Here is a 21,489-nt window from a genome sequence, read left to right as displayed (position 1 = left end):
GTGCGCGCCCCGTGTCCGGCCCCGGCCGGCCCCGTCAATTGATCTGACCGATTGTTACGGGGGCCGGGGAGCCGGTTCAACTCTGCCTTGGGAGACAGGTACATGACCCGTTACATCGCCATTGCCGCCGCGGCCGTTGTCGCCGCGGTGCTGGGTGGCACCTATGTGATCACACGGCTGGCCCAGCCCGGCGACGACCTCTTTGCCCAGTGCAACGGCGGCGCCGTCGCCGGGGGCGAGATCGGCGGCCCGTTCGAGCTGATCGACAAGACCGGTGCCACGGTGACCGAAGCCGATGTGATCACGGAACCGTCGCTGGTCTATTTCGGCTATACCTTCTGCCCCGATGTCTGCCCGCTGGACACCACGCGCAACGCCGAGACGGTCGACATCCTGCAAGAGCGCGGCCAGTCGGTGACCCCGGTCTTCATCACCATCGACCCGCAGCGTGACACGCCCGAGGTGGTCGGCGACTTTGCCGAGGTCCTTCACGAGAAGATGATCGGGCTGACCGGCAGCCCCGAACAGGTCGATGCCGCGTCGAAAGCCTACAAGACCTATTACAAGGCCCAGCCCGCCGACGACGAGTATTACCTCGTCGATCACTCGACCTTCACCTACCTCACACTACCTGAACACGGCACGGTCGGGTTCTTCCGGCGCGACATGTCGGCCGACGAACTGGCCGACGCGGTGGGGTGCTTCCTTGACCAGGCCGGCTGATTGCTGGCATTTGAACTTGTGCCGGAGGCGTCATAACCTGGCGCCGACAAAGAGGTTGGAGACGGAACATGGCTGACGGGACGCTGCAGGACCTCGGGGCGGACAAGAGCCTGCTTCTGGTCGATGACGACGAACCCTTCCTGCGGCGGCTGGCCAAGGCCATGGAAAAGCGCGGTTTCGAGATCGAGACCGCCGGGTCCGTTGCCGCCGGCCGTGCCATCGCCACGGCGCGGCCGCCGGCCTTTGCCGTCGTCGACCTGCGGCTCGAAGACGGCAACGGGCTGGACGTGGTCGAGGTGCTGCGGGAGAAACGGCCCGATTGCCGGGTTGTCGTGCTGACCGGCTACGGGGCCATCGCCACGGCGGTTGCGGCGGTCAAGATCGGGGCGACGGATTACCTGTCCAAGCCCGCCGATGCCACCGACATCACCAATGCGCTGCTGGCCAAGGGCGACGAACTGCCCCCGCCGCCCGAGAACCCGATGAGCGCCGACCGGGTGCGCTGGGAACATATCCAGCGGGTCTATGAACTGTGCGACCGCAATGTCTCGGAAACCGCGCGGCGGCTGAACATGCACCGGCGGACGCTGCAACGGATCCTGGCCAAGCGCTCGCCGCGCTGAGGGGGCGGAGAATCAGCCGTTTTCCCCGGAAAAGGGGAAAACCGGCCCGTTGCGAAGAATTTTCGACAGACTGCACAAAAATGATGCATCCCCTGTAAGTGGCTGACGGCCCGCCCGTAATCATGGGTGGCGGGCCGTGAAACAAAAGGGGATCAGGCGAAATGCGGCAGGATTGTGACGCGCTTCACAGCCCATTAAGCCGCCGGCCTTCATAGTTTTCCCACGACGCAACGGGGCCGGCCGATGTTCGGGGCCCCTTGGAAAACTGGAGGTTGCCATGTTCAAGCGTACTCTCGCCATGGCCGTCGTGTTCGGGGTTGCCGCCCTCGCGCCGCCGGTCCTTGCCCAACAAAGCCCGCGCTGTCTGCCGCGTGACGTTCTCGTGCAGACGCTGGAATCCAAATACTCGGAATCGCTGACCGGCGGCGGCATGCAGAATGCCCAGCAGCTGGTCGAGATCTGGAGCTCGCAATCGGGCAGCTTCACGGTCTTTGTCACCCGCGCCGACGGTTTCGCCTGCATCATGGCCACGGGCCAGGGCTGGCACACCGCGCTGGTCGAGACCGTCGAGGGCATTGCCGGCTGAGCCATCCGCGACACGGCCCGGGGGAGGGGCCGGCGCGGGGGTCTTTCCTGGGGTCTTGCCGGGCTCTTTCGGGGATCCGCGCTCAGAACCGGGCCATCAGCTCGGCATGGCGCGCGGTGAAATCCTGTCGCACGGCAACCGGGGGCCGCAGCACGATATCAAGGCCGTCGATCAGTTCAGGCGACGGGCGACCAAAGAACTTGGTGGCCTCGGCCTGTGAAAACCCGGCGATCCGGGTGGCTTCCATCCAGGCGGAGACCTTGTCGGCCTTCTTGATCTGTTTCTTCACGCGCACGGGGATCGCCGCGGGCAGGCCGAAGCGGATGTGGATTGCGGCCGTCAGCCGATCGTCCAGCGCCCCGTAATCGGGTCCGACCGCCGCCTTGACCGGGGAAATCATGTCACCGATGACGTATTCGGGCGCATCATGCAGCAGCGCGGCCAGCCGCCATTTGACGGGCGCTTCGGGCTGCATCCGGCCAAAGATCTCTTCGACCAGCAGCGAATGTTCGGCCACCGAATAGGCATAATCGCCGGCGGTCTGCCCGTTCCACCGGGCGACAAAGGCCAGCCCGTGGGCGATGTCCTCGATCTCGATATCGACCGGGGTGGGGTCCAGCAGGTCCAGCCGCCGGCCGGAAAGCATACGTTGCCAGGCGCGTTGAGTCTTGGGCGGCATCACAATCCTCCGATCGAGCCGCCTCCTAGACCCTTCCGCCTGCCGCTTCAATCACTCCGGTGCCAGCCCGGGGGCAAAGACCACGTTGCCGTCGCTGGCGATGATGTCCTGCTTGTCATAGCCGGCCTCGGGGGCCAGCTCGCGCAGGATGGCGAGGTAGCCGTCGATGCGCTGGGCCTGCCGCTTGGGCGCGGCGGCTTCCAGCACGACGAAGGGCCGGCACCGCTGCAACAGCCCCTGTGCCCCGCGCAGGGCGGCCTCTTCATGGCCTTCCACGTCCAGGTGCAGGATCGACACCCAGCGCCCGCCGTCCAGCATGTCGTCCAGCCGCACCACGTCGACATTGACCATGCCGTCGGTGTTCTCGGCCCCCGGCACCAGCCGCGCCGCCGCGGCCAGGGGCCGCCCGTTGGGCTTGGCCACGCGCAGCGGCAGGGTTTCGGCCCGCGCGCCCACGGCCACCGGCGCGATATCGACATTGGTCAGCTCATTCAGGCGCAGCGTGCGCTGCGCGGCATGCCACGAGATCGGGTGCGGCTCGAAGGAGATGACCCGTGAATCCGCGGCGACCAGCCGGCTGAGGAAGGGCAGGAAATCCCCGACAAAGGCACCGCCGCTGACGATGTCGCCCCCGGGATAGAGCCGCGCCAGGAAATCCAGCGTGTCGGTTTCATAGACCTCGCCGGCGGCCAGGATCGTGGGCACCTCGCGATGGGCGTAATCCTCGGGCACGCAATAGGTGCCATGGCGGTTCTGCGCGATGAAATGTCCGAATGCCGGCTCTTCACCGGGAATGCCGAAAACCTGGGGCTGCGTCATGAGCAAACTGGTCCCTTTGTACCTGTTACCACAATGTCAGGCCGCGCCGATCCATGCAATCGAGGCGGTCATATTGAATTGAGCCCGGCGACCTGTTAGCGAAACTGCAAACCCCCTGGGAGACGCACTTCATGACAACCGATTATATCGTCAAAGACATTTCGCTGGCTGAATTCGGTCGCAAGGAACTGGACATTGCCGAGACCGAGATGCCGGGCCTGATGGCCCTGCGCGCGGAATACGGCGAGGCCAAGCCGCTGAAAGGTGCGCGGATCGCGGGATCGCTGCACATGACCATCCAGACCGGCGTTCTGATCGAAACGCTGGTCGCCCTGGGCGCCGAGGTCCGCTGGGCGTCTTGCAACATCTTCTCGACCCAGGATCACGCCGCGGCGGCCATCGCCAAGGCCGGCATCCCGGTCTTTGCCGTCAAGGGCGAGACGCTCGAGGAATACTGGGATTACGCCGACAAGATCTTCATGTTCGAAGACGGCGGCTGCAACCTGATCCTGGACGATGGCGGCGACGCGACGCTGTACATCCTGATGGGCGCCCGTGTCGAAGCCGGTGAGACCGGGCTGATCGAAACGCCGACCTCGGAAGAAGAGGTCGCGCTGTTCGCCCAGATCAAGAAGCGCCTGGCCGCCAGCCCCGGCTGGTTCACCAAGCAGCGCGCGATGATCAAGGGCGTGTCCGAGGAAACCACCACCGGTGTGCATCGCCTGTACCAGATGGTCGAAGCCGGCCAGCTGCCCTTCCCGGCGATCAACGTCAACGACAGCGTGACCAAGTCGAAATTCGACAACAAGTACGGCTGCAAGGAATCGCTGGTCGATGGCATCCGCCGCGCCACCGACACGATGATGGCCGGCAAGGTCGCCGTGGTCTGCGGCTATGGCGACGTGGGCAAGGGCTCGGCCGCCTCGCTGCGCGGCGCCGGCGCGCGGGTGATCGTCACGGAAATCGACCCGATCTGCGCCCTGCAGGCCGCGATGGACGGGTTCCAGGTCACCACGCTCGAAGACGTGGTGGGCATGGCCGACATCTTTGTCACGACGACCGGCAACAAGGACGTCATCCGCATCGAGCACATGCGCGAGATGAAGGACATGGCGATCGTCGGCAACATCGGCCATTTCGACAACGAGATCCAGGTCGCCAACCTGAAGAACCACAAGTGGACCAACATCAAGGACCAGGTCGACATGATCGAGATGCCCTCGGGCAACCGCATCATCCTGCTGTCCGAAGGCCGCCTGCTGAACCTGGGCAACGCCACCGGCCACCCGTCTTTCGTGATGTCGGCGTCCTTCACCAACCAAACGCTGGCCCAGATCGAGCTGTGGACCAAGGGCGCCGAATACGACAACAAGGTCTATGTCCTGCCCAAGCACCTCGATGAAAAGGTCGCCCGGCTGCACCTGGACAAGATCGGTGTGAAACTGTCGTCGCTGAGCGGCGAACAGGCATCTTATATCGGCGTGACGCCCGAAGGGCCGTTCAAACCCGAACATTACCGCTACTGATTTCGCCCGGTTTTCCGCCATCGGCGGGAACCGGCACGCGAACGCCAGACCCCCGGCAAGGTTCCGCCCTGCCGGGGGTTTTTGTTTTGCGGAACACGCGGAACGACAGGCGGGGTCAGCGCATTGTCTGGGCATAACCACTGAGACGGAAACTGGAGGAAAGACCATGAATACCAAGCACATGACTCTCGGCGCCGCTGTGATCGCTCTGATGGCTGGTGGGGCTTTTGCACAGGACACCACCGCCCCGGCTGCCGACCCGGCCGTGCCGAACACCGAGATGCAGGCCGAGCCGAGCACCGGTATGGGCACCGACATGAATACCGACATGGGCACCGCCGCTCCCGAGCTGACGCCCGAATTTGCCAGCATCGACGAAATGACCGTCGGTGACGTGGTGGGCCGCGTCGTCGAAGGCCCCGAAGGCGACCGCGTCGGCGAGATCGACTATGTCGTGTCGCAGGCCGATGGCCCGGCCGGTGTGATCGGCGTGGGCGGCTTCCTGGGCCTGGGCGAATACACCGTGGCCATCTCGCTTGAGGAATTCACCCTGCAGGACAGCGGCAACTTTATCCTGCCGATGGACAAGGAAGCCCTGAAATCGCTGCCGGAATTCGATGAATCCGGTGTCGAGGGCCTGCCGGACGAAACGCCCATCGCCGAGCTGATGACCGACAGCCCGTCGATGGACGCCCCGGCTGCCGAACCGACCGCCCCGGTCGTGACCAACTAAGATCTTCGGATCGCACCTGTCCCGGTGCCGCAACGGGCCTTCCGCAAGGAGGGCCCGTTTTGCGTTGCATGGCGGAAATGCCGCGCATTGCGGGGCCGCTGCAAAGGATCATCGCCGGACCGGCCCGGGCCATGATACGCCTGAGGGGTAACCGGTAGGAGTGTGGCGATGAAACGATTCTGTCAGGCGGCCTTTGCGCTGATTGCGGCCCTGTCCGGCGGCGCGGCCCTGGCCCAGGCCAGCAGTGATGCCGAGCTGGCCCAGCAATTGTCCAACCCCGTGGCCTCGCTGATCTCGGTTCCGTTCCAGTTCAACTGGGACGAAGGCTATGGGCCGAATGACGACGGCTCGCGGCTGACCACGAATTTCCAGCCAGTCGTGCCGATTTCGCTGAACGCGCGGTGGAACCTGATCAGCCGGACCATCGTGCCGCTGACCTACCAGGAAGACATCGTGCCGGGCACCTCGCAAAGCGGTTTGGGCGATGTCTTGCAAAGCTTTTTCCTGTCACCGGCCGCGCCGACGGCCGGCGGGCTGACCTGGGGTTTCGGCCCGGTGTTCCTGCTGCCCACCGGCCAGGACGGGCTGGGCGCTGACCAGTTTGCCGCCGGTGTCACCGGCGTTGCGCTTGAGGTGGTCGGGCCCTGGACAATCGGCACCTTGGCCAACCACCTGTGGGATGTCGGCGGTGGCGATGGCGGAACGGATATCTCCAGCACCTTTGTCCAACCGTTTTTCAGCTACACCACGCCCGGCGCCTGGAGCTACACGATCAATAGCGAAACGACCTATAACTGGCTGACCGACGAGGCGTCGGTGCCGGTCAACCTGGTGGTCAGCAAGCTGACCAAGATCGCCGGCCAGCCGGTCAGCATCGGTGGCGGCATCCGCTATTGGCTCGACGGGCCGGATGCCGGGCCCGAGGGGCTGGGCTTTCGGTTCATCGTGACCTTCCTCTATCCCAAGTAGCGGCGCATCGCCGGCCCCGGGTTTTTCCTTGTCGCATGCCGAGGGGCGGGTAAGCTTGGCCCGACACGCCTGGTGTCGGGGGAAAACGAGGAGACCACCGTGGGTAAACGTGACGAACTTATCGAAAAATACGCCGAAGATCTAAAGACGAAATGCGGGGTCGATCCCGACATGGCGTTGCTGACCAAGGTGACGATCGGCTGCGGGCCGGCGATCTACAACGATGACGCCAGCACCGTGGCGGCGTCGCAGCCCGGCGAGCTGGAGACCGTGAAGACCAATTTTCTGATGAAGAAACTGGGACTTGCGGATGGGCCCGAGCTGATGTCCGGGATCGAAAAGGTCATCGAGACCTATGGCAAATCCGAGCGGAACAAGTATCGCGCGGTGGTCTATTACCTGCTGACCAAGCATTTCGGCAAGGAATCGGTCTACGCCTGACCGGCGCGCCATCCGGGCCGCGGGCTGGGTTCGGCGGCGCGGATGCTGCGCATTTTAGGGACTTGGCGTTTGAGAAAATGCTCCGCCTGGGGTATCACTTTCTTGTCCGGCCAGGAGGCCAGACCCTATCAGATCAAACGCGTGTGGTGGATTGGGAGCACGCGGGGGAGCGGAGGGTTCTGGTGCACCGGGACCCTCCGTTTCATTTTTGGCGAGTGCGTTCGCGGGGTTGGCGATGGGTCTGCGTTTGGGCGTTGGCTGGGCGGCGGCGGCGCTAGAACAGCGTCAGGACCAGGCCGATCATGCCACAACCTCCGGTGGCATATCCGCCATCGATCAGGGTCAGCGCCCGGGGCCGGTTGGCAAAGCCGTAAAAGGTCGCGATCCAGGGCGTCACTAGGAACAGGCCGATGCCCAGCCCGGCCAGGATGCCTTCGCCCGTCGTGACCAGCCCGGCGCCGGCAAAGACATGGCGCATCATGCCGGCCACCATCAACGACCCGACAAAGGCGGTGATATAGGGCAGCGGATCAGAGGCATTGCGCGGCCGGCCGGTCGTGGGGTCAACGGCCACGCCCGAGGCTTCGATCCAGCGCCGCGACAGGATCATGTACCAGGCGGCTCCAAAGCCGTAGCTGGCCAGGGCCGCGACGATCACACTGAGAATTTCCATGGGCAAACCCGGACGAAAACACGAAATGCCCCCACAGTTTGCGCGAACGCTGCGCCGCAAAACAAGCCTGCGTTGCGACCCGGGGGTGTGAACGGCCGGGTTTCGCCCGTTTTGCGCACGCCGAGGTCAGATCACCGGCCGGCGCGTGCCCGGCCCGTCACCCCCGGATTCGGCCCGTTTTCAGGCCGAAATCCCGGCCAGGCGGCAAATGATCTGCCATTCCGCCTCGGTCACGGGCTGCACCGACAGGCGCGAATTGCGCACCAGGATCATCTCTTCCAGCCCCGGTTCCGTCTTGATGCGGTCCAGCGTCACGGGTCGGGCCACGGGCCGGACGGCCTTGATGTCGACGCACTCCCAGCGGTCATCGTCGGTGGTGCTGTCGGGATGCGCCTCGGCGCAGACCTCGACAATGCCGACCACGGCCTTTTCCTTCTGGGAATGATAGAAGAACCCCAGGTCGCCCAGCTTCATCTCGCGCATGAAATTGCGGGCCTGGTAATTACGAACACCGTCCCATTCCTCGCCCGCGTCGCCCTTGGCAACCTGGTTGTCCCAGCTCCAGGTCGACGGTTCGGACTTGAAGAGCCAGTAGGCCATCAGCCGATGACCTTCTTCCAGGCGATCAGTTCGACCGAGGCAAAGAGCCCGGCGGCGGCATAGGGGTCGCCATCGGCCCAGGCCTGGGCGGCGGCCATGTCGGCCACATCCAGCACGACGAGCGAGCCGCACATCTCGCCTTCGGCATCCAGCAGCGGGCCGGCCTGGGCCACGACGCCGGTGTCGGCGATATAGGCCAGGTGGGCGTCGCGGTTGTCCTTGCGGACCTGCAGGGCGCCGGGTTTGTCCTTGGCGATCAATGCGATAAGCATGGGTTATTCCTCTTTCAGCGGTCGGGCCAGCAGCCGGTCCATCACGCCGGCCAATGTTTCGGTGCGGTCCAGAAGCGCAACGACGCCTTCGGTGATCGGCATGTCGATGCCGCGCTGCCGGGCGACGGCGGCCACGGCCCGGGACGTGGCCGCGCCTTCGACCGTGCGGGCGGGATGAAAGCCCGTCCCCGCGCCGATGGCAAGGCCCAGCCGGTAGTTGCGCGATTGCTCGGACATGCAGGTCAGGGCCAGGTCGCCCAGCCCCGACAGGCCGGCCAGCGTGTCGGGCCGGGCGTCATGGGCGCGGGCATAGCGCAGCATCTCGGCATAGCCGCGGGTCATCAGCGCGGCGCGGGCGCTGTCGCCCAGCCCGGCGCCGATCGCCGCGCCGCAGGCAATGGCCATGACATTCTTCAGCGCACCGCCCATCGCCGCGCCGGTCAGGTCATCGGTGCGATAGAGCCGTAGAACCGGGGTCGACAGACGCTCCTGCAGCCCGGCGCCGTCAGACGCGGCCAGGGTCAGGGCCGTGGGCAGGCCGCGGCCGATGTCGGCGGCAAAGCTGGGCCCGGTCAGCAGGGCCGGGCGGGCGTCGGGCAGGGCGGCGGAAATGACCTGGTGCGGGGCCAGCCCGGTGTCCAGCTCGATGCCCTTGCAACACGCCACCAGCCGGGCATGGGCCAGGGCCGGGCCATGGGCGGCCAGCACGCCGCGCAATTGCTGCATGGGCACCGACAGCAGGATGATGTCACAATCGGCCAGGTCGGCGATCCGGTCGGTCGGGCGCAGCCCGTCGGGCAGGGTCACGCCGGGCAGGTAGGTCGCGTTCTCGCGGTGGTCGGCCATGGCACGGGCGGCTTCGGCCGAGCGGGTCCACAGGGCGACTGGCCCCTTGGCCGACAGGGCCACGGCCAGCGCCGTGCCAAAGGCGCCGCCGCCCAGAACGCCGATCACGCCTTGGCTCCCTTGCGCCCGCCGCCGACCAGCCCCGGCTGGGTGGTGTCCAGCGGCCAGCGCGGCCGGGCGGCCAGGTCCATCCCGTCGACATGGCCCAGCCGGAACCGTTCCAGCCCGGCATAGGCTATCATCGCGGCATTGTCGGTGCACAGGCGCAGGGGCGGGGCGGTAAACCGGGCGCCGGCCTCGGCGGCCACCTGTTCCAGCGCGGCGCGGATGGTCTGGTTGGCGGCCACCCCGCCGGCCACGGCCAGGGCCGGTTGGGCCGGGCTTTCGCCCATGTAGATCCGCAGCGCACGGCGGGTCTTTTCGGCCAGCACATCGGCCACGGCCTGTTGGAACCCGGCACACAGATCCGCCCGGTCGACCCGGGTCAGCCCGCCCTTTTCGGCAACAACCCCGTCGCGCGCGCGCAAGAGCGCGGTCTTCAGCCCCGAGAAGGACAGGTTGCAATCCGGCCGGTCGAGCAGCGGCCGGGGAAAGGCAAAGCGGCGGGGATCGCCCTGTGCGGCCTCGGCCTCGACCGAGGGTCCGCCGGGCTGGGCCAGGCCCAGCAGGCGGGCCGACTTGTCAAAGGCCTCGCCCGGGGCATCGTCGATCGTGCCGCCCAGTCGGGTGAAATCCTCGGGCCCGCGCACGACCAGGAACTGGCAATGGCCGCCCGAGACCAGCAGCATCAGGTAGGGATAGTGCAGCCCGTCGGTCAGCCGTGGGGTCAGCGCATGGCCGGCCAGGTGGTTGACGCCGACCAGCGGCAGCCCGGCGCCGGTGGCAATGCCCTTGGCCATCATCACCCCGGCCATCACCCCGCCGATCAGCCCCGGCCCGGCGGTCACGGCCAGCGCGTCGATCCCGGACAGGCTCAGCCCGGCCTGGTCCAGCGCCTCGATCACGCAGAGATCCAGCTTTTCCGCATGGGCCCGGGCGGCGATTTCCGGCACGACCCCGCCGAAATCGGCATGGATCTCGGCCTGGCCATGCACGACCGACGACAGGATACGGGTGCCCGTGTCATCCTGGCGCACCACGGCGGCCGCCGTGTCATCGCAGCTGCTTTCAAGGCCAAGAAGGGTCAGCGGTCGGGTCATGGGGTGCCGCGCGCGGGGCGCATCCGTTGCATCGTGAACAGACGGCAGGTAACACTCGCAGCCGTGCCAAACAATCCCGAGAGCCCTCAATGCCATCCCGGCCCGGTGCTTCTGCTGACCCGTCCGCGGGCGGCCTCCGAAGCGCTGGCCCGGCGTTTGCCGCAGATGGGCCAGCGGGTGGTGATCGCGCCGGTCATGGATATCGTGCCGCGCGAGCCCGGCCCGCCGGTGGTCGGCGGCACGCTTGTCTTCAGCTCGGCGAACGGGGTGGCCGCGGCGGCGGGCCAGGGCCTGTCGCGGGCGCTGCCGGTGGTGACGGTCGGCGAGGCCACGGCCCGGGCCGCCCGGGCCGCCGGCTGGCAGGCCCGGTGCGCCGGACCCACGGCCGATGCGCTGGTGGCCGCGCTGGTGGCCGATCCGCCCGCCGGGCCGCTGCTGCACCTGCACGGCGCCCATGCCCGGGGCGAGGTGGCCGCCCGCCTGCGCCAGGCCGGGATCGATGCCCGCGACCGGGTGATCTATGACCAACCCGAGCGCCCGCTGACGGCCGAGGCCCGGGCGGCCCTTGCCGGGGCAGAGCCGGTCATTCTGCCCATTTTTTCACCACGCTCGGCGGCACTCCTCTCACGCGACGTCAAAGCACTTGCGCCCTTGCACGTGATCGCCCTGAGTCCTGCCGTCGCGGAGGAGGTTCACGTTCCCGACATCAGCAGCCTGCAAACATGCGACAACCCCACGCGGGACGGCATGGATGCGGCACTAAAGGCGGCACTCCGCCGCCTTTGTCGGGTTGAGAGGCCAGAGGGCCGGCACTAATATTCTTTCACGCAGGGCTCTGCGACATTTGAGAATCGACGGGGAAGCATCATTGGCTGAGAAAAAAGACGAAACACAGGGTGCCGAGTTCCCCGCAGACGACAAGCCGAAGGACGGCGTTTCCGAAGAAGGCAAGACGCCCGATATCGTCGATGCCGAGTTCGAGGAAATTCGCTCCGAAGGTGCGTCCCGGGACGATGAGACCCCCGATGCCACCACGCCCGGGACCGATGCGACCGACACGCCGGATGGCGACACGGTCACCGGGGGCGATGCTGAAATCGCAGGCGATCCGGACGACAGCCCGGATGAGGCCGTCGAGACGGCCGAGGCCGAGCTGCTAGACGATCCCGTGGCCGACACCGAGATCGACCCCGAGCTGATCGAGCCGGAGGCCGAGACGGCGCAAGATCCGCAACCGGCCCCGCCGCCGATGCCCACGGAAACCGTGGTCGAAAGGACTGTGATCCAGAAACGCGGCTTCTGGCCGGTCTTCATCGGCGGTGTCGTGGCCGCCGGGGCGGGCTTTGTCGCCGCTCGGGCCGACCTGCCGCCGGGCGTTGAATCCAGCCTGCCGGCCTTCCTGCGGGGCACCGATTACGCCACGCCCATCGCCGCTCTCGAAGACACCACCGCCGCGCAATCGGGCCAGCTGACCGAAACCGGCCGGCAGGTGTCCGACCTGGGCGGTTCGGTCGATGCGCTGTCGACGCGGATCGACGATCTCGACGGCCGGCTGTCCGGCCTGCAGATCCCCGATGTCAACCCGCTGCAGGACGGCATCGCCGCGCTTCAGGGTGATATGGCAAATGTGCAGGACGGGCTGGGCGATCTGCGCACCGGCATCGAGAACCTGACCGTCCGGCTCGACGCGCTGGATGTCCGTGTCTCGACGCTGGAAAAGCGTCCCATTGCCGAAAACCTCTCGGACGAGGCCATCGCCGCCTATGAACGCGAGCTGGACGGCGTCCGCCGGGCGCTGGCCGACGAGCGCACGACGATCCGCGAGGAATTCGACACGCTGATCGCCGAACAGGGCGGCCGGCTGGCCGGCATCGTCGATGACGAAAAGACCCGTATCGATGCGCTGTTGGCCGATGCGCAATCCATGGTCGACGACGCCACGACGATGGCCGAGAACACCAACCGCCTGCAGGAAGAAGCGGCGCAGGCTCAACGGCTTGCCGCGGCCCAGACCTCGGTGGCGATCATCCGGGGCGCGCTGAGCGATGGCGAACCCTATGCCGACTCGCTTGGCCCGATCGGTGATGCCGGGGCCGAGGTGCCGGCGGCGCTGTCCGGCCCGGCCGGTGACGGCGTGCCGACACAGGGCATGCTGCTGGCCGAATTCCCGCCGGCTGCCCGAGACGCGCTGGATGCCGCGCGGCTCGACGACCCCAATTCGACCAAGGGCATCGGCGCCTTCCTCAAGCGCCAGCTTGGCGCCCGGTCGACCACCCCGCAGGAGGGCAACGACACCGATGCCATCCTCAGCCGGGCCGAGGACGCCCTGAAACGCGAAGACCTGTCCACCGCCCTGATCGAGCTTGACGCGCTGCCGCCCGTCGCGGCCGAGAAGATGGCCGGCTGGGTCGAGATGGCAACGCAGCGACGCGATGCGCTGGCCGCGGTCAACGCGGTTGCCGCTGACCTGAACACGAACTGAAGGATCCCCCATGCTCTGGTCACTTATCAAGGTTCTGGTCTTCGTTGCCGTTGTTGCCGCGTTGGGCCTGGGCGCGTCCTACCTGATGGAAACCGAAGGCGGCGTGCAGGTCACGGTCGCCGGGATCGAATACACGTTCGGCCCCCTGGAATCCGTGCTCGGCCTGCTGATCCTGCTGGTCGGTCTTTGGGTCGTGCTCAAGATCGCGTCCTTCCTGGTCGCCCTGCTGAAGTTCCTCGCCGGGGATGAAACCGCCCTGTCGCGCTATTTCGACCGGTCGCGCGAACGGCGCGGATACCGGGCGCTGTCGGAAAGCCTGATGGCCCTGGCCGGGGGCGAGGGCAAGGCGGCCATGGCCAAGGCCCAGCGGGCCGAAAAGCTGCTGGGTCAGCCCGAGATCACCAACATCATCACCGCCCAGGCGGCCGAGATGGCGGGTGACACCAAGCTGGCGGCCGAGGCCTACAAGAAGCTGCTGACCGACAAGACCACGCGGTTTGTCGGCGTGCGGGGCATCCTCAAGCAGAAGCTGGTCGAGGGCGACAAGGACACGGCCAAGAAACTGGCCGAGAAGGCCTTTGAGCTCAAGCCGCGCCACGAAGAGGTGCAGGACATCCTGTTGCAGCTTCAGGCCGATGCCCATGATTGGAAAGGCGCGCGCAACACGCTGAACGCCAAGCTGAAATCGGGGTCGCTGCCGCGCGATGTCTATACCCGGCGCGAGGCCGTCCTGGCCCTGTCCGAGGCGCAGGACATCATCGATGCCGATGCGTCGATCGAGGCGCGCGAGGCGGCGATCGCGGCGAACAAGAAATCGCCCGACCTGATCCCGGCGTCGGTCATGGCCGCGCGGGCCTATATCAAGGGTGGCAACGACAAGTATGCCGCGCGCATCCTGAAGAAGACCTGGTCGGTGCATCCGCATCCCGACCTGGCCGCGGCCTTTGCCGAGATCGCGCCGAACGAAACGCCGGCCCAGCGGGTCGAGCGGTTCAAGGCGCTGACAAACGTGCATCCCGACGATCCCGAGACGCGCATGCTGGCCACCGAGCTGCTGATCGCGGCCGAGGATTTCCCGGCGGCCCGCCGGGCGCTTGGCGACCTGGTCGAGACCAAGCCCAATGTCCGCGTGCTGACCATGATGGCGGCGATCGAACGCGGTGAAGGCGCACCCGAGGCCGTGGTGCGCGGCTGGCTGGGCAAGGCCGTGACCGCCCCGCGCGGCACGCGCTGGGTCTGCGACAAGTGCAGCCAGGTGCACAAGGACTGGATGCCGATCTGTTCCAACTGCGGGGCCTTCGACACGCTCAGCTGGCGCGAGGCGCCCGATGATGCCGTGGCCGGGGCAACGGGCGAAACCATGCTGCCGCTGGTGCTGGCCGACGATCCCGCGCCGGTGCCCGCCGCGCCGATGGCGCCGGTCACCCCCGTGGCCGACCCGGCCCAGCCGATGGGCGAAGACGCGGTCGATGCGCCCGAGGCCGAGATCATCGACGAGCCGACCCCGCCGCGCCCCGACAGCGTGGCACCGACCGAAGGCGAAACCGTCGATACCGATCCGATCCGGCGCTGATCCCGCGCTGTAGCGATCCAGCCCCGGCCGCATTCCCGATGCGGCCGGGTTTTCTTTTGGGAATTGTCTGAATTCTCGTCCGGGCGTCCATTCCGGGCCCACGCCGGGCGGTCTTTCCGGCCCCCGGCGCCTGACCGCCCGTCCGCTTATCCGGGCCGCCGTCCGATCACATTTGGACCACACCGCCCGAGCGCCCACGCTGCCTCCTGTCAGGCCGCAGCCCGGGGCCCGGAACGGTCCGCCCCTCAGAACAACTGCAAATCCTTCACGCCGCTCTGGATCTCGGCATGGTCGGGCATGGCCTGCATCCCGGCCAGCGCCGGGGCCACGTCGGCCGGGCCGGCCTTGGGCGCCATGGCGATGCCAAAGGCCGGCTGGTTCAGCTCGCCCCGGATATCGCGCAGCAGCGTCTTGTGATCGGGCATGGATTTCAGCGTGCGCGCCAGGTCGGCCTTGGCGCTCTTCCAATACTGGAACCAGATCGGCTTTTTCAGCGGCCGCAGCCGGTCGCGGATGCCCGGGCCATAGCCCGTGTCATAGACCTGTTTGCCCAGCAGCACCGTCTGGTAGACCCGGAAATCGAAGAGCGAGGCAAATTCGATGTCGTGGTCCATCGGCAACCGGTGCTGCCACAGTTCCAGGTTCTCGGCGAGCCGGTCGGGGATCTTGGTCTGGGTGCGCGCGTCGATCCAGTAGGGATCGTCGGTGCGGTTGCCCAGCCGGTAATGCAGGCAGATGAAATCCAGCACCTCGTCATAAAGCTTGTTCATCTGGCGATTGTAGCGCGTCCGCAGGGCCGGCTCGATCTCGCGCGTGGGCAGGTGTTCGGCAAACCAGCGCACGGCGTGATCGACCATGTGGATGGCCGTGCTTTCCAGCGGTTCGATGAACCCGCCGGCCAGGCCGATGGCCACGCAATTCTTGACCCAGGCGTTGCGCACCCGGCCGATGCGCATGGGGATCACCCGCGGCGTCAGCCCCTTGCCGCTGTCGCCCAGCCAGTCGAGATATTCATCCGCCGCCTGGTCATCGGTCCGATGGGCCGAGGAAAACACGTATCCCGTGCCCACGCGGTTGTAGAGCGGCACCCGCCAGGTCCAGCCCGCGCCAAGCGCTGTCGACCGGGTGACGCTTTCGATCTTCTCGGGGTCGGGATGTTCGACCTGCAACGCCAGGGCCCGGTCGTTGGGCAGGTAATCCGAGTAATCCATGAAGGGCTCGCCCAGGGCCTGGTTGATGATCAGCCCGCGGAACCCGGTGCAATCGACAACCATCTCGATGTCGTGCCGGCCCCCGCGTTCCAGCAGCAGGTGGCTGACATTGCCCTGTTCATCCAGCTCGACCGAGGTCACCTCGTCCTGGATATGCTGCACCCCGCGCTTGGTGCAGACCCGGGTCAGCATGGCTGCGAATTTCACGGCATCCAGGTGATAGGCATAGCCAAAGCGCTGTTCGAATTCCGGCTGGCCCAGCAGCCGCGCACCCTTGCACAGGCGGGCCAGGTCGTCATGCGGCGAGATCGACTGGGTGAAATCGCGGTCGCCATTCCCGAAGCGCAGAAAGTATTCCGCGGCCTCCAGACCTTCGAGCATCTGGCCATGGGCAAAGGGATTGACGTAGTCGATGCGATTGCCCGCGGCATCGGTGTTCCAGTTGCAGAACTTGACGCCCAGCTTGAACGAGGCGTTGGTTTCGCGAAAGAAATCCCGTTCGGAAATGCCGGCCTGGCGCAGGGTGACCGGCATGCGCGGCACCGTGGCCTCGCCGACGCCGACGGTGGCGATGTTGGGGCTTTCGATCAGGCAGATCTGCGGCCGGTCCTTGGGCGCCGAAGTGCGCGACAGGACCATTTCCAGGATCAGCGCGGTCATCCAGCCGGCGGTGCCACCGCCGACGATGGTGATCTTGCCAAGGCGATTGTTCATTTCGTTTCGTCCCCCCGATTATTGGTTTTGGGGAAATTTGTAGCAGCTTTGCCGAGGCGCCCTAAGAATTACGCGCCGTGACCTGGGGGGAGGCGGCTATCTAGCTAAAAAACAATCAAAATTTTATCACCGCGGCTGGCGGGATTTGTCGATGCAAGGGCAATTGGGGTTAATTGCATGATGGGTGCATCAATTTGCTGACAGCAGGCATGACGATAGCATCCATTTGCTGACAGCAGATATGTCGCCCCAAGGTTGACCGCCGCTCGCTCGTGGTTTCACGGAAGGGCATGCAGATGATGCCCGACGCCACGCGCAAGGCGGCATGGCAAAATGGCAATCCCGTCGGGCGTCTGTCCTGGTCTGTGGGAAGTGGTGCCGCTGAAGGGACTCGAACCCCCGACCCCATCATTACGAATGACGTGCTCTACCAGCTGAGCTACAGCGGCCTGCATCCGGCCCGCAAAGGCCCCGGTGCGACGCTCCCTTTAGCCGGTGAAACAGGCGCGCGCAAGTGGCCAATCCATCGATTGGTCAATTCGGGCCGGGAATGACCGGCCGGTGCATTGACCCCGATTTCGCCCCGGCCCAACAGTGATCCGGCCGCGATCCACGCCGACCAAGACCGGAGACCCCATGGCATACGACCCGCCTTCCACCCCCGACCGTTTCGCCCCGCGCTTCGCCGAAGTCGCCACCTTCATGCGCGCGCCCCTGGCGCAAAGCCTGGACGAGGCCGATATCGGCATCTTCGGCGTGCCCTATGACGGCGCGTTGACCAACCGGGCCGGGGCCCGCCACGGCCCGCGCGAGCTGCGCAACCAATCCTCGCTGATGCGTGCGGTCAACCATGCCACCCGCGTGGCGCCCTTTGACCTGGCCCGGATCCGCGACATGGGCGATGTGCCCCTGACCGAGATCTTCGACATCGAAAAGACCCATGACGAGATCGCGGCCTTCACCGCCGGGCTTGTCGGTGCCGGAATCCTGCCCCTGGCTATTGGCGGCGATCATTCGATCAGCCTGCCGCTGCTGCGCGCCGTGGCCAAGGACGGGCCGGTGGCAATGATCCACATCGACGCCCATACCGATACGCTGGACGATTTCTTCGGGTCCAAGTTCAACCACGGCTCGCCTTTCCGCCGCGCCCACGAGGAAGGCCTGATCGACCCCCATGCCACGATCCAGATCGGCATCCGGGGCACCCAGAATTCCTCTGAAGGTTGGGATTATTCGGAGGCCGCCGGCATGCGCGTGGTGTTCTGCGAGGAATTCCATGCCAAGGGACCCGAGGCCATTGCCGAGGAAGCCCGCAAGCTGGTCGGCGACCGGCCGGTCTATCTGACCTATGACATCGACAGCCTCGATCCGGTCTATGCGCCGGGCACCGGCACGCCCGAGATCGGCGGCATGACCACCCACCAGGCCCAGGTCCTGCTGCGTGGCCTGCGCGGCCTGAACTATGTCGGTGCCGACCTGGTCGAGGTCTCGCCGCCCTTCGACACCGGTTATGTCACCGCGCTGGCCGGTGCGGCGCTGGGGTTCGAGATCCTGTGCCTTCTGGCCGAACGTCACGCGGCTGCGTAGGGCGGGGTTGACCCCGCCGCGCCGGGGTCACAGCACGCGTTTCAGGAACGCCCGCGTCCGGTCATGTCCGGGCGCGGTGAACATCTGCTCGGGTGTCCCACTTTCCAGAATCTGTCCCATATGAAGGAAACAGACCCGGTCGGCCACCTCGCGGGCAAAGCTCATCTCGTGGGTGGCCAGGATCATCGTCATGCCATCGCCGCGCAGCTGGCGCAGCACGTCCAGCACCTCGCCCACCAGCTCGGGATCAAGCGCCGAGGTGACCTCGTCCAGCAGCAGGATTTCCGGTTCCATGGCCAGGGCCCGGATGATCGCCACGCGCTGTTGCTGGCCGCCCGACAGGGCGTCGGGGTAATGGTCCATCCGGTCTTCCAGCCCGAACCGCCGGAACAGCGCGCGCACGGGTTCGTCCAGCGCGGCCGGGGTGCGGGCCTTGACCCGCCGGGGCGCCAGCATGACGTTCTGCGCGGCGGTCATGTGGGGAAACAGGTTGTAGGACTGGAACACCATGCCCACCCTCTGGCGCACCGGGCGCGGGTCCAGCCCCGGTTCGGCAATATCCGTCCCGTCCAGAAAGATCTCGCCGTCGTCGATCGGCTCCAGCAGGTTGATGCAGCGCAGCAGGGTCGACTTGCCCGACCCGGAGGCCCCGATCAGGCAGACCAGCTGGCCGCGGTCGACGTCCAGGTCGATGCCCCGGATCACCGGCGTGTCGCCAAAGCTCTTGGTCACGGCGCGCAGGCTCAGCAGGCTCATCGGCGGGTCCTCTGGCGCGACATCAGGTAATCGGCATAGCGCGTGGCCGGGATGGTCACGGCCAGGAAGATCAGCGCGGCGCCGACATAGGGCGTGAAATTGGCCATCAGCGACTTGTAGACCCCGGCCTGGCGAAAGATCTCGACCGGCCCGATGAAGGACAGCAGGGCAACATCCTTCTGCAGGGCGATGAACAGGTTCATGTTGGCCGGCACGACGTTGCGCAGGGCCTGGGGCAGGATGACATAGCGCATCGTGTCGGCATCGCTCAGCCCCAGCGACTGGGCCGCGGCGCGCTGGCTCTGGTGGATCGAATCGATGCCCGAGCGGATGACCTCGGCGACATAGGCCGCATAGACGACGATCAGCGCCAAAGAGCCCCAGATATAGGGCGAATTCCACGGCCGGGGCAGGCCCAGCCCGGGCACGCCGAAGCCGATGAGATAGACAACCAGGATGACCGGCAGGCCACGGAAGATATCGGTATACAGCGCACCGAAGGCCCGCAGGGGGAACAGCACCGGGCTGCGCACGTCGCGGCACAGGGCGATGGCCAGGCCCAGCAGGGCGATGGGCGGGGCGCACCAGGCAAAGATGGCGATGTCCATCAGGAAGGCATCCAGCAGCCCCGGAAAGGTGCGCATCAGCACGTCGAGGTTGAAGAAGCTCTTCTTCACGGCTTCCCAGCCCGGGGCCATGGGCACCAGGATGACAATGGCCAGCACGATGGCCACCGACGAGCCGCCGGCGATCAGCGCCGACCGGCGGCGCAGCCGGGCTTCGTAGGCGGCGCGGCGCCCGGGGGCCGCGCCGGGAGAGGGGGAAGTCATGTCCTGGGCCTGTCCTGCGCCGGGGTCACTCGATGACCGGAACGCCGGTGGCCTCCTGCAGCCACTTGGCCTCGATCGCGGCCAGCTCGCCGCTGTCGGTCAGGGCGGTGATCGCCGCGTCGACACATTCCTTCAGCGGGTTGCCGTCTTCCAGCAGCAGGCCGAACTGGTCGGGGTTCTCCGACCGGTCGGCCGGGAACTGGCCCAGCACGGTGCCGCCGTCCAGCACGACGGCGGCGAGATAGAGCGCCGTGGGCAGGTCGAACAGGGCGGCGTCGATCTGGCGGGCCTGCATGGCGGCCGTGACATCGGCATTGTCGCCATAGAGCAGCGGGTCCTTCTCGGGCCCGACCATGTCCATCAGCATGGGCACGGCCGTGGTGTTGGCATCAGCGCCCCAGATCACGCCCTTCAGCGAGGCAACGGTCGGTTCGATCCCGTTCTCGACAACGGCGTCGGTGGTCAGCACGGCCATGGCCGAGGTGTAGTAGGGCAGCGAGAAATCGACCATCTGCTCGCGCTCGGGCGTGATCGAATATTGCTGCATGTTGAAATCGAAATTCTTGGCCCCGGGCTGGATCGCCTCGTCGAAGGACGTGCGCACCCATTCGACCTGGTCCCGGCCAAAGCCCATCTTCTCGGCGATCGCATAGGCCGTCGCGGCCTCGAATCCCTTGCCGCTCTCCGGCTTGTCGTCGGCCACCCAGGGGTAATAGGCCGGGTTGCCCGTGGCGATGGTCAGCACGCCGTCCTTCAGGGTCTTGCCCGTGGCACAGCTGTCGGCGGCCAGCGCGGCGCCGGCGGCCAGGGTGGCGGCGCAGAATGTCAGGGTCAGGGTCTTCATCGGCTATCGGTCCTCGTGATCTCCCGGAGCGGTTGCAGGCAGGTTCCGCATCGCGGTGCCAATTGTCCAGCCCCAAGGCGGGGAGAGGCCGGCGCATTTCCCGGCATCGCATGCCGGGGCGGCGGGGTCAGACGGAAAAGGCCAGCACCTGGCTGATCTGGGTCAGTCCGCGGCCCGATTGCGTCATCCAGGTGTTGAAGGCGGCCTGCACGGCGGCCATGTCCCGTTTCGACGTCGGGGCCTTGGCAACGATGCCCTCGGCGATCAGCCGGGCGGTGACATCGGGCGACAGGACGTATCCGTCGCGGCCCATGAACCGCAGCATCCGCTGGGCCGTGCCACCGCCCAGTCGACTGCCGTCCCTGGCCAGACTGGCCAGCAGGCCGGCGTGATCGGTGACCGGCCAGTCGGCCACGTGGCGGCCCATGCTGCCATGGGCGGCGGCCAGGTCCAGCACCATCCGCGCATTGTCGATGACCGACGCGATCTTGGCCCCGTTGCGCACGATGCCCCGGTCGGCCAGCAGCCGGTCGATGTCGTCGTCGTGATAGGCCGCGACCCGGGCGGGTGCAAATCCGTCAAAGGCCGTTTCGAACCCCGGCCACTTGGCGTCGATGACCTTCCAGCTGAACCCGGCCTGAAAGACGCAGCGGGCCATCATCGACAGCCAGCGGTCATCGCTCGTGGCGGCCAGTTCCTCGGCGGGCAGGGGCTGCGACAGCAGGGCCTCGAGCGCGGCCGGCCCGCCCTTGCGCTCGGCGGCAATGGCATGGATCTCGTCGAAGGGGCGCATGCCGCTCTCC

General features: G+C 66.6%; 23 protein-coding genes and 1 tRNA gene. 11 read left to right on the top strand and 13 right to left on the bottom strand.

Annotation, left to right across the window (positions count from 1 at the left end):
• The first annotated feature begins 102 nt into the window (after positions 1-102).
• The 3 genes from ACK3BB_RS03125 to ACK3BB_RS03115 all read left to right on the top strand — a co-directional run bounded on the left by ACK3BB_RS03125 (position 103) and on the right by ACK3BB_RS03115 (position 1,932).
• Complete coding sequence (locus tag ACK3BB_RS03125; protein ID WP_428927276.1) at positions 103-723, top strand: SCO family protein; 621 nt, start codon at positions 103-105, stop codon at positions 721-723.
• A gap of 68 nt (positions 724-791) precedes the next feature.
• Positions 792-1,346 carry an ActR/PrrA/RegA family redox response regulator transcription factor gene (locus tag ACK3BB_RS03120; RefSeq protein ID WP_428927275.1) on the top strand — a complete coding sequence of 185 codons (555 nt, stop codon included), beginning with the start codon at positions 792-794 and terminating at the stop codon, positions 1,344-1,346.
• Between the two features lie 277 nt (positions 1,347-1,623).
• Positions 1,624-1,932: a hypothetical protein gene (locus ACK3BB_RS03115; RefSeq protein WP_428927274.1), complete on the top strand. Its 309-nt coding sequence runs from the start codon at positions 1,624-1,626 to the stop codon at positions 1,930-1,932.
• A gap of 82 nt (positions 1,933-2,014) precedes the next feature.
• Here ACK3BB_RS03115 and ACK3BB_RS03110 read toward each other — a convergent pair whose 3' ends face one another.
• Both ACK3BB_RS03110 and ACK3BB_RS03105 read right to left on the bottom strand, forming a co-directional pair.
• Positions 2,015-2,611 (bottom strand): HD domain-containing protein, encoded by a 597-nt coding sequence (locus tag ACK3BB_RS03110; protein ID WP_428927273.1) that lies wholly within the window; start codon positions 2,609-2,611, stop codon positions 2,015-2,017.
• A 51-nt stretch (positions 2,612-2,662) separates the two neighbouring features.
• Positions 2,663-3,430, bottom strand: coding sequence for an FkbM family methyltransferase (locus ACK3BB_RS03105; protein ID WP_428927272.1), 768 nt, complete (start codon positions 3,428-3,430; stop codon positions 2,663-2,665).
• Between the two features lie 131 nt (positions 3,431-3,561).
• Here ACK3BB_RS03105 and ahcY point away from each other — a divergent pair, with 131 nt between their 5' ends.
• The 4 genes from ahcY to ACK3BB_RS03085 all read left to right on the top strand — a co-directional run bounded on the left by ahcY (position 3,562) and on the right by ACK3BB_RS03085 (position 7,099).
• Entirely contained in the window at positions 3,562-4,956 is a 1,395-nt protein-coding gene (gene ahcY / locus ACK3BB_RS03100; protein WP_428927271.1) for an adenosylhomocysteinase, read from the top strand.
• Positions 4,957-5,122: 166 nt separating this feature from the next.
• Entirely contained in the window at positions 5,123-5,689 is a 567-nt protein-coding gene (locus ACK3BB_RS03095) for a hypothetical protein (RefSeq protein WP_428927270.1), read from the top strand.
• 168 nt (positions 5,690-5,857) lie between these two features.
• A complete protein-coding gene (locus ACK3BB_RS03090) occupies positions 5,858-6,658 on the top strand; it encodes a transporter (RefSeq protein ID WP_428927269.1) in 801 nt (266 codons plus the stop codon).
• Between the two features lie 99 nt (positions 6,659-6,757).
• Positions 6,758-7,099 carry a DUF2853 family protein gene (locus ACK3BB_RS03085; RefSeq protein WP_428927268.1) on the top strand — a complete coding sequence of 114 codons (342 nt, stop codon included), beginning with the start codon at positions 6,758-6,760 and terminating at the stop codon, positions 7,097-7,099.
• A gap of 274 nt (positions 7,100-7,373) precedes the next feature.
• Here the strand turns inward: ACK3BB_RS03085 and ACK3BB_RS03080 are convergent, their stop codons facing one another.
• The 5 genes from ACK3BB_RS03080 to tsaD form a co-directional block, all read right to left on the bottom strand.
• On the bottom strand, positions 7,374-7,772 hold the full coding sequence (locus tag ACK3BB_RS03080) for a DUF1761 domain-containing protein (protein WP_428927267.1): 399 nt from the start codon (positions 7,770-7,772) through the stop codon (positions 7,374-7,376).
• A gap of 180 nt (positions 7,773-7,952) precedes the next feature.
• Complete coding sequence (locus ACK3BB_RS03075) at positions 7,953-8,372, bottom strand: EVE domain-containing protein (protein ID WP_428927266.1); 420 nt, start codon at positions 8,370-8,372, stop codon at positions 7,953-7,955.
• Positions 8,372-8,644 (bottom strand): YciI family protein, encoded by a 273-nt coding sequence (locus ACK3BB_RS03070; protein WP_428927265.1) that lies wholly within the window; start codon positions 8,642-8,644, stop codon positions 8,372-8,374. Before ACK3BB_RS03070 ends, ACK3BB_RS03075 begins: the two co-directional genes overlap by 1 nt.
• A 3-nt stretch (positions 8,645-8,647) precedes the next feature.
• Entirely contained in the window at positions 8,648-9,598 is a 951-nt protein-coding gene (locus ACK3BB_RS03065; RefSeq protein ID WP_428927264.1) for an NAD(P)H-dependent glycerol-3-phosphate dehydrogenase, read from the bottom strand.
• On the bottom strand, positions 9,595-10,689 hold the full coding sequence (gene tsaD / locus ACK3BB_RS03060; protein ID WP_428927263.1) for a tRNA (adenosine(37)-N6)-threonylcarbamoyltransferase complex transferase subunit TsaD: 1,095 nt from the start codon (positions 10,687-10,689) through the stop codon (positions 9,595-9,597). The genes ACK3BB_RS03065 and tsaD overlap by 4 nt, the downstream gene beginning before the upstream one ends.
• Before the next feature lie 105 nt (positions 10,690-10,794).
• On the opposite strand from tsaD, the gene ACK3BB_RS03055 reads away from it, so the two are divergent.
• Genes ACK3BB_RS03055 through ACK3BB_RS03045 form a run of 3 tightly spaced genes read left to right on the top strand, consistent with a single transcriptional unit; the run spans position 10,795 to position 14,744 of the window.
• Entirely contained in the window at positions 10,795-11,505 is a 711-nt protein-coding gene (locus ACK3BB_RS03055; RefSeq protein WP_428927262.1) for a uroporphyrinogen-III synthase, read from the top strand.
• Positions 11,506-11,557: 52 nt separating this feature from the next.
• The gene (locus ACK3BB_RS03050) at positions 11,558-13,171 is read left to right on the top strand and encodes a COG4223 family protein (protein ID WP_428927261.1); all 1,614 of its coding nucleotides are present in this window, start codon (positions 11,558-11,560) and stop codon (positions 13,169-13,171) included.
• Between the two features lie 10 nt (positions 13,172-13,181).
• Positions 13,182-14,744 (top strand): heme biosynthesis protein HemY, encoded by a 1,563-nt coding sequence (locus ACK3BB_RS03045; protein ID WP_428927260.1) that lies wholly within the window; start codon positions 13,182-13,184, stop codon positions 14,742-14,744.
• A gap of 245 nt (positions 14,745-14,989) precedes the next feature.
• On the opposite strand, the gene ACK3BB_RS03040 is transcribed toward ACK3BB_RS03045, so the two are convergent.
• Together ACK3BB_RS03040 and ACK3BB_RS03035 are read right to left on the bottom strand one after the other, a co-directional pair.
• Positions 14,990-16,669, bottom strand: coding sequence for a tryptophan halogenase family protein (locus tag ACK3BB_RS03040; protein ID WP_428927259.1), 1,680 nt, complete (start codon positions 16,667-16,669; stop codon positions 14,990-14,992).
• A gap of 373 nt (positions 16,670-17,042) precedes the next feature.
• Positions 17,043-17,118 (bottom strand) — tRNA-Thr (locus ACK3BB_RS03035).
• A 187-nt stretch (positions 17,119-17,305) separates the two neighbouring features.
• Between ACK3BB_RS03035 and speB the strand changes: the two genes are divergently transcribed.
• The gene (speB, locus tag ACK3BB_RS03030) at positions 17,306-18,256 is read left to right on the top strand and encodes an agmatinase (protein ID WP_428927258.1); all 951 of its coding nucleotides are present in this window, start codon (positions 17,306-17,308) and stop codon (positions 18,254-18,256) included.
• A 27-nt stretch (positions 18,257-18,283) separates the two neighbouring features.
• Here the strand turns inward: speB and ACK3BB_RS03025 are convergent, their stop codons facing one another.
• The 4 genes from ACK3BB_RS03025 to ACK3BB_RS03010 all read right to left on the bottom strand — a co-directional run bounded on the left by ACK3BB_RS03025 (position 18,284) and on the right by ACK3BB_RS03010 (position 21,479).
• Positions 18,284-19,012, bottom strand: a complete 729-nt coding sequence (locus ACK3BB_RS03025; protein ID WP_428927257.1) for an amino acid ABC transporter ATP-binding protein — start codon at positions 19,010-19,012, stop codon at positions 18,284-18,286.
• Positions 19,009-19,842, bottom strand: coding sequence for an amino acid ABC transporter permease (locus tag ACK3BB_RS03020; protein WP_428927256.1), 834 nt, complete (start codon positions 19,840-19,842; stop codon positions 19,009-19,011). Before ACK3BB_RS03020 ends, ACK3BB_RS03025 begins: the two co-directional genes overlap by 4 nt.
• A gap of 25 nt (positions 19,843-19,867) precedes the next feature.
• The gene (locus tag ACK3BB_RS03015) at positions 19,868-20,686 is read right to left on the bottom strand and encodes an ABC transporter substrate-binding protein (protein WP_428927255.1); all 819 of its coding nucleotides are present in this window, start codon (positions 20,684-20,686) and stop codon (positions 19,868-19,870) included.
• A 127-nt stretch (positions 20,687-20,813) separates the two neighbouring features.
• Entirely contained in the window at positions 20,814-21,479 is a 666-nt protein-coding gene (locus ACK3BB_RS03010; RefSeq protein ID WP_428927254.1) for a DNA-3-methyladenine glycosylase I, read from the bottom strand.
• Between the last annotated feature and the right edge of the window lie 10 nt (positions 21,480-21,489).

The organism is Marinibacterium sp. SX1 (assembly GCF_050389775.1).
Taxonomy (GTDB): Bacteria; Pseudomonadota; Alphaproteobacteria; order Rhodobacterales; family Rhodobacteraceae; genus Marinibacterium.
This window is presented reverse-complemented; position numbering and strand designations above follow the sequence as displayed.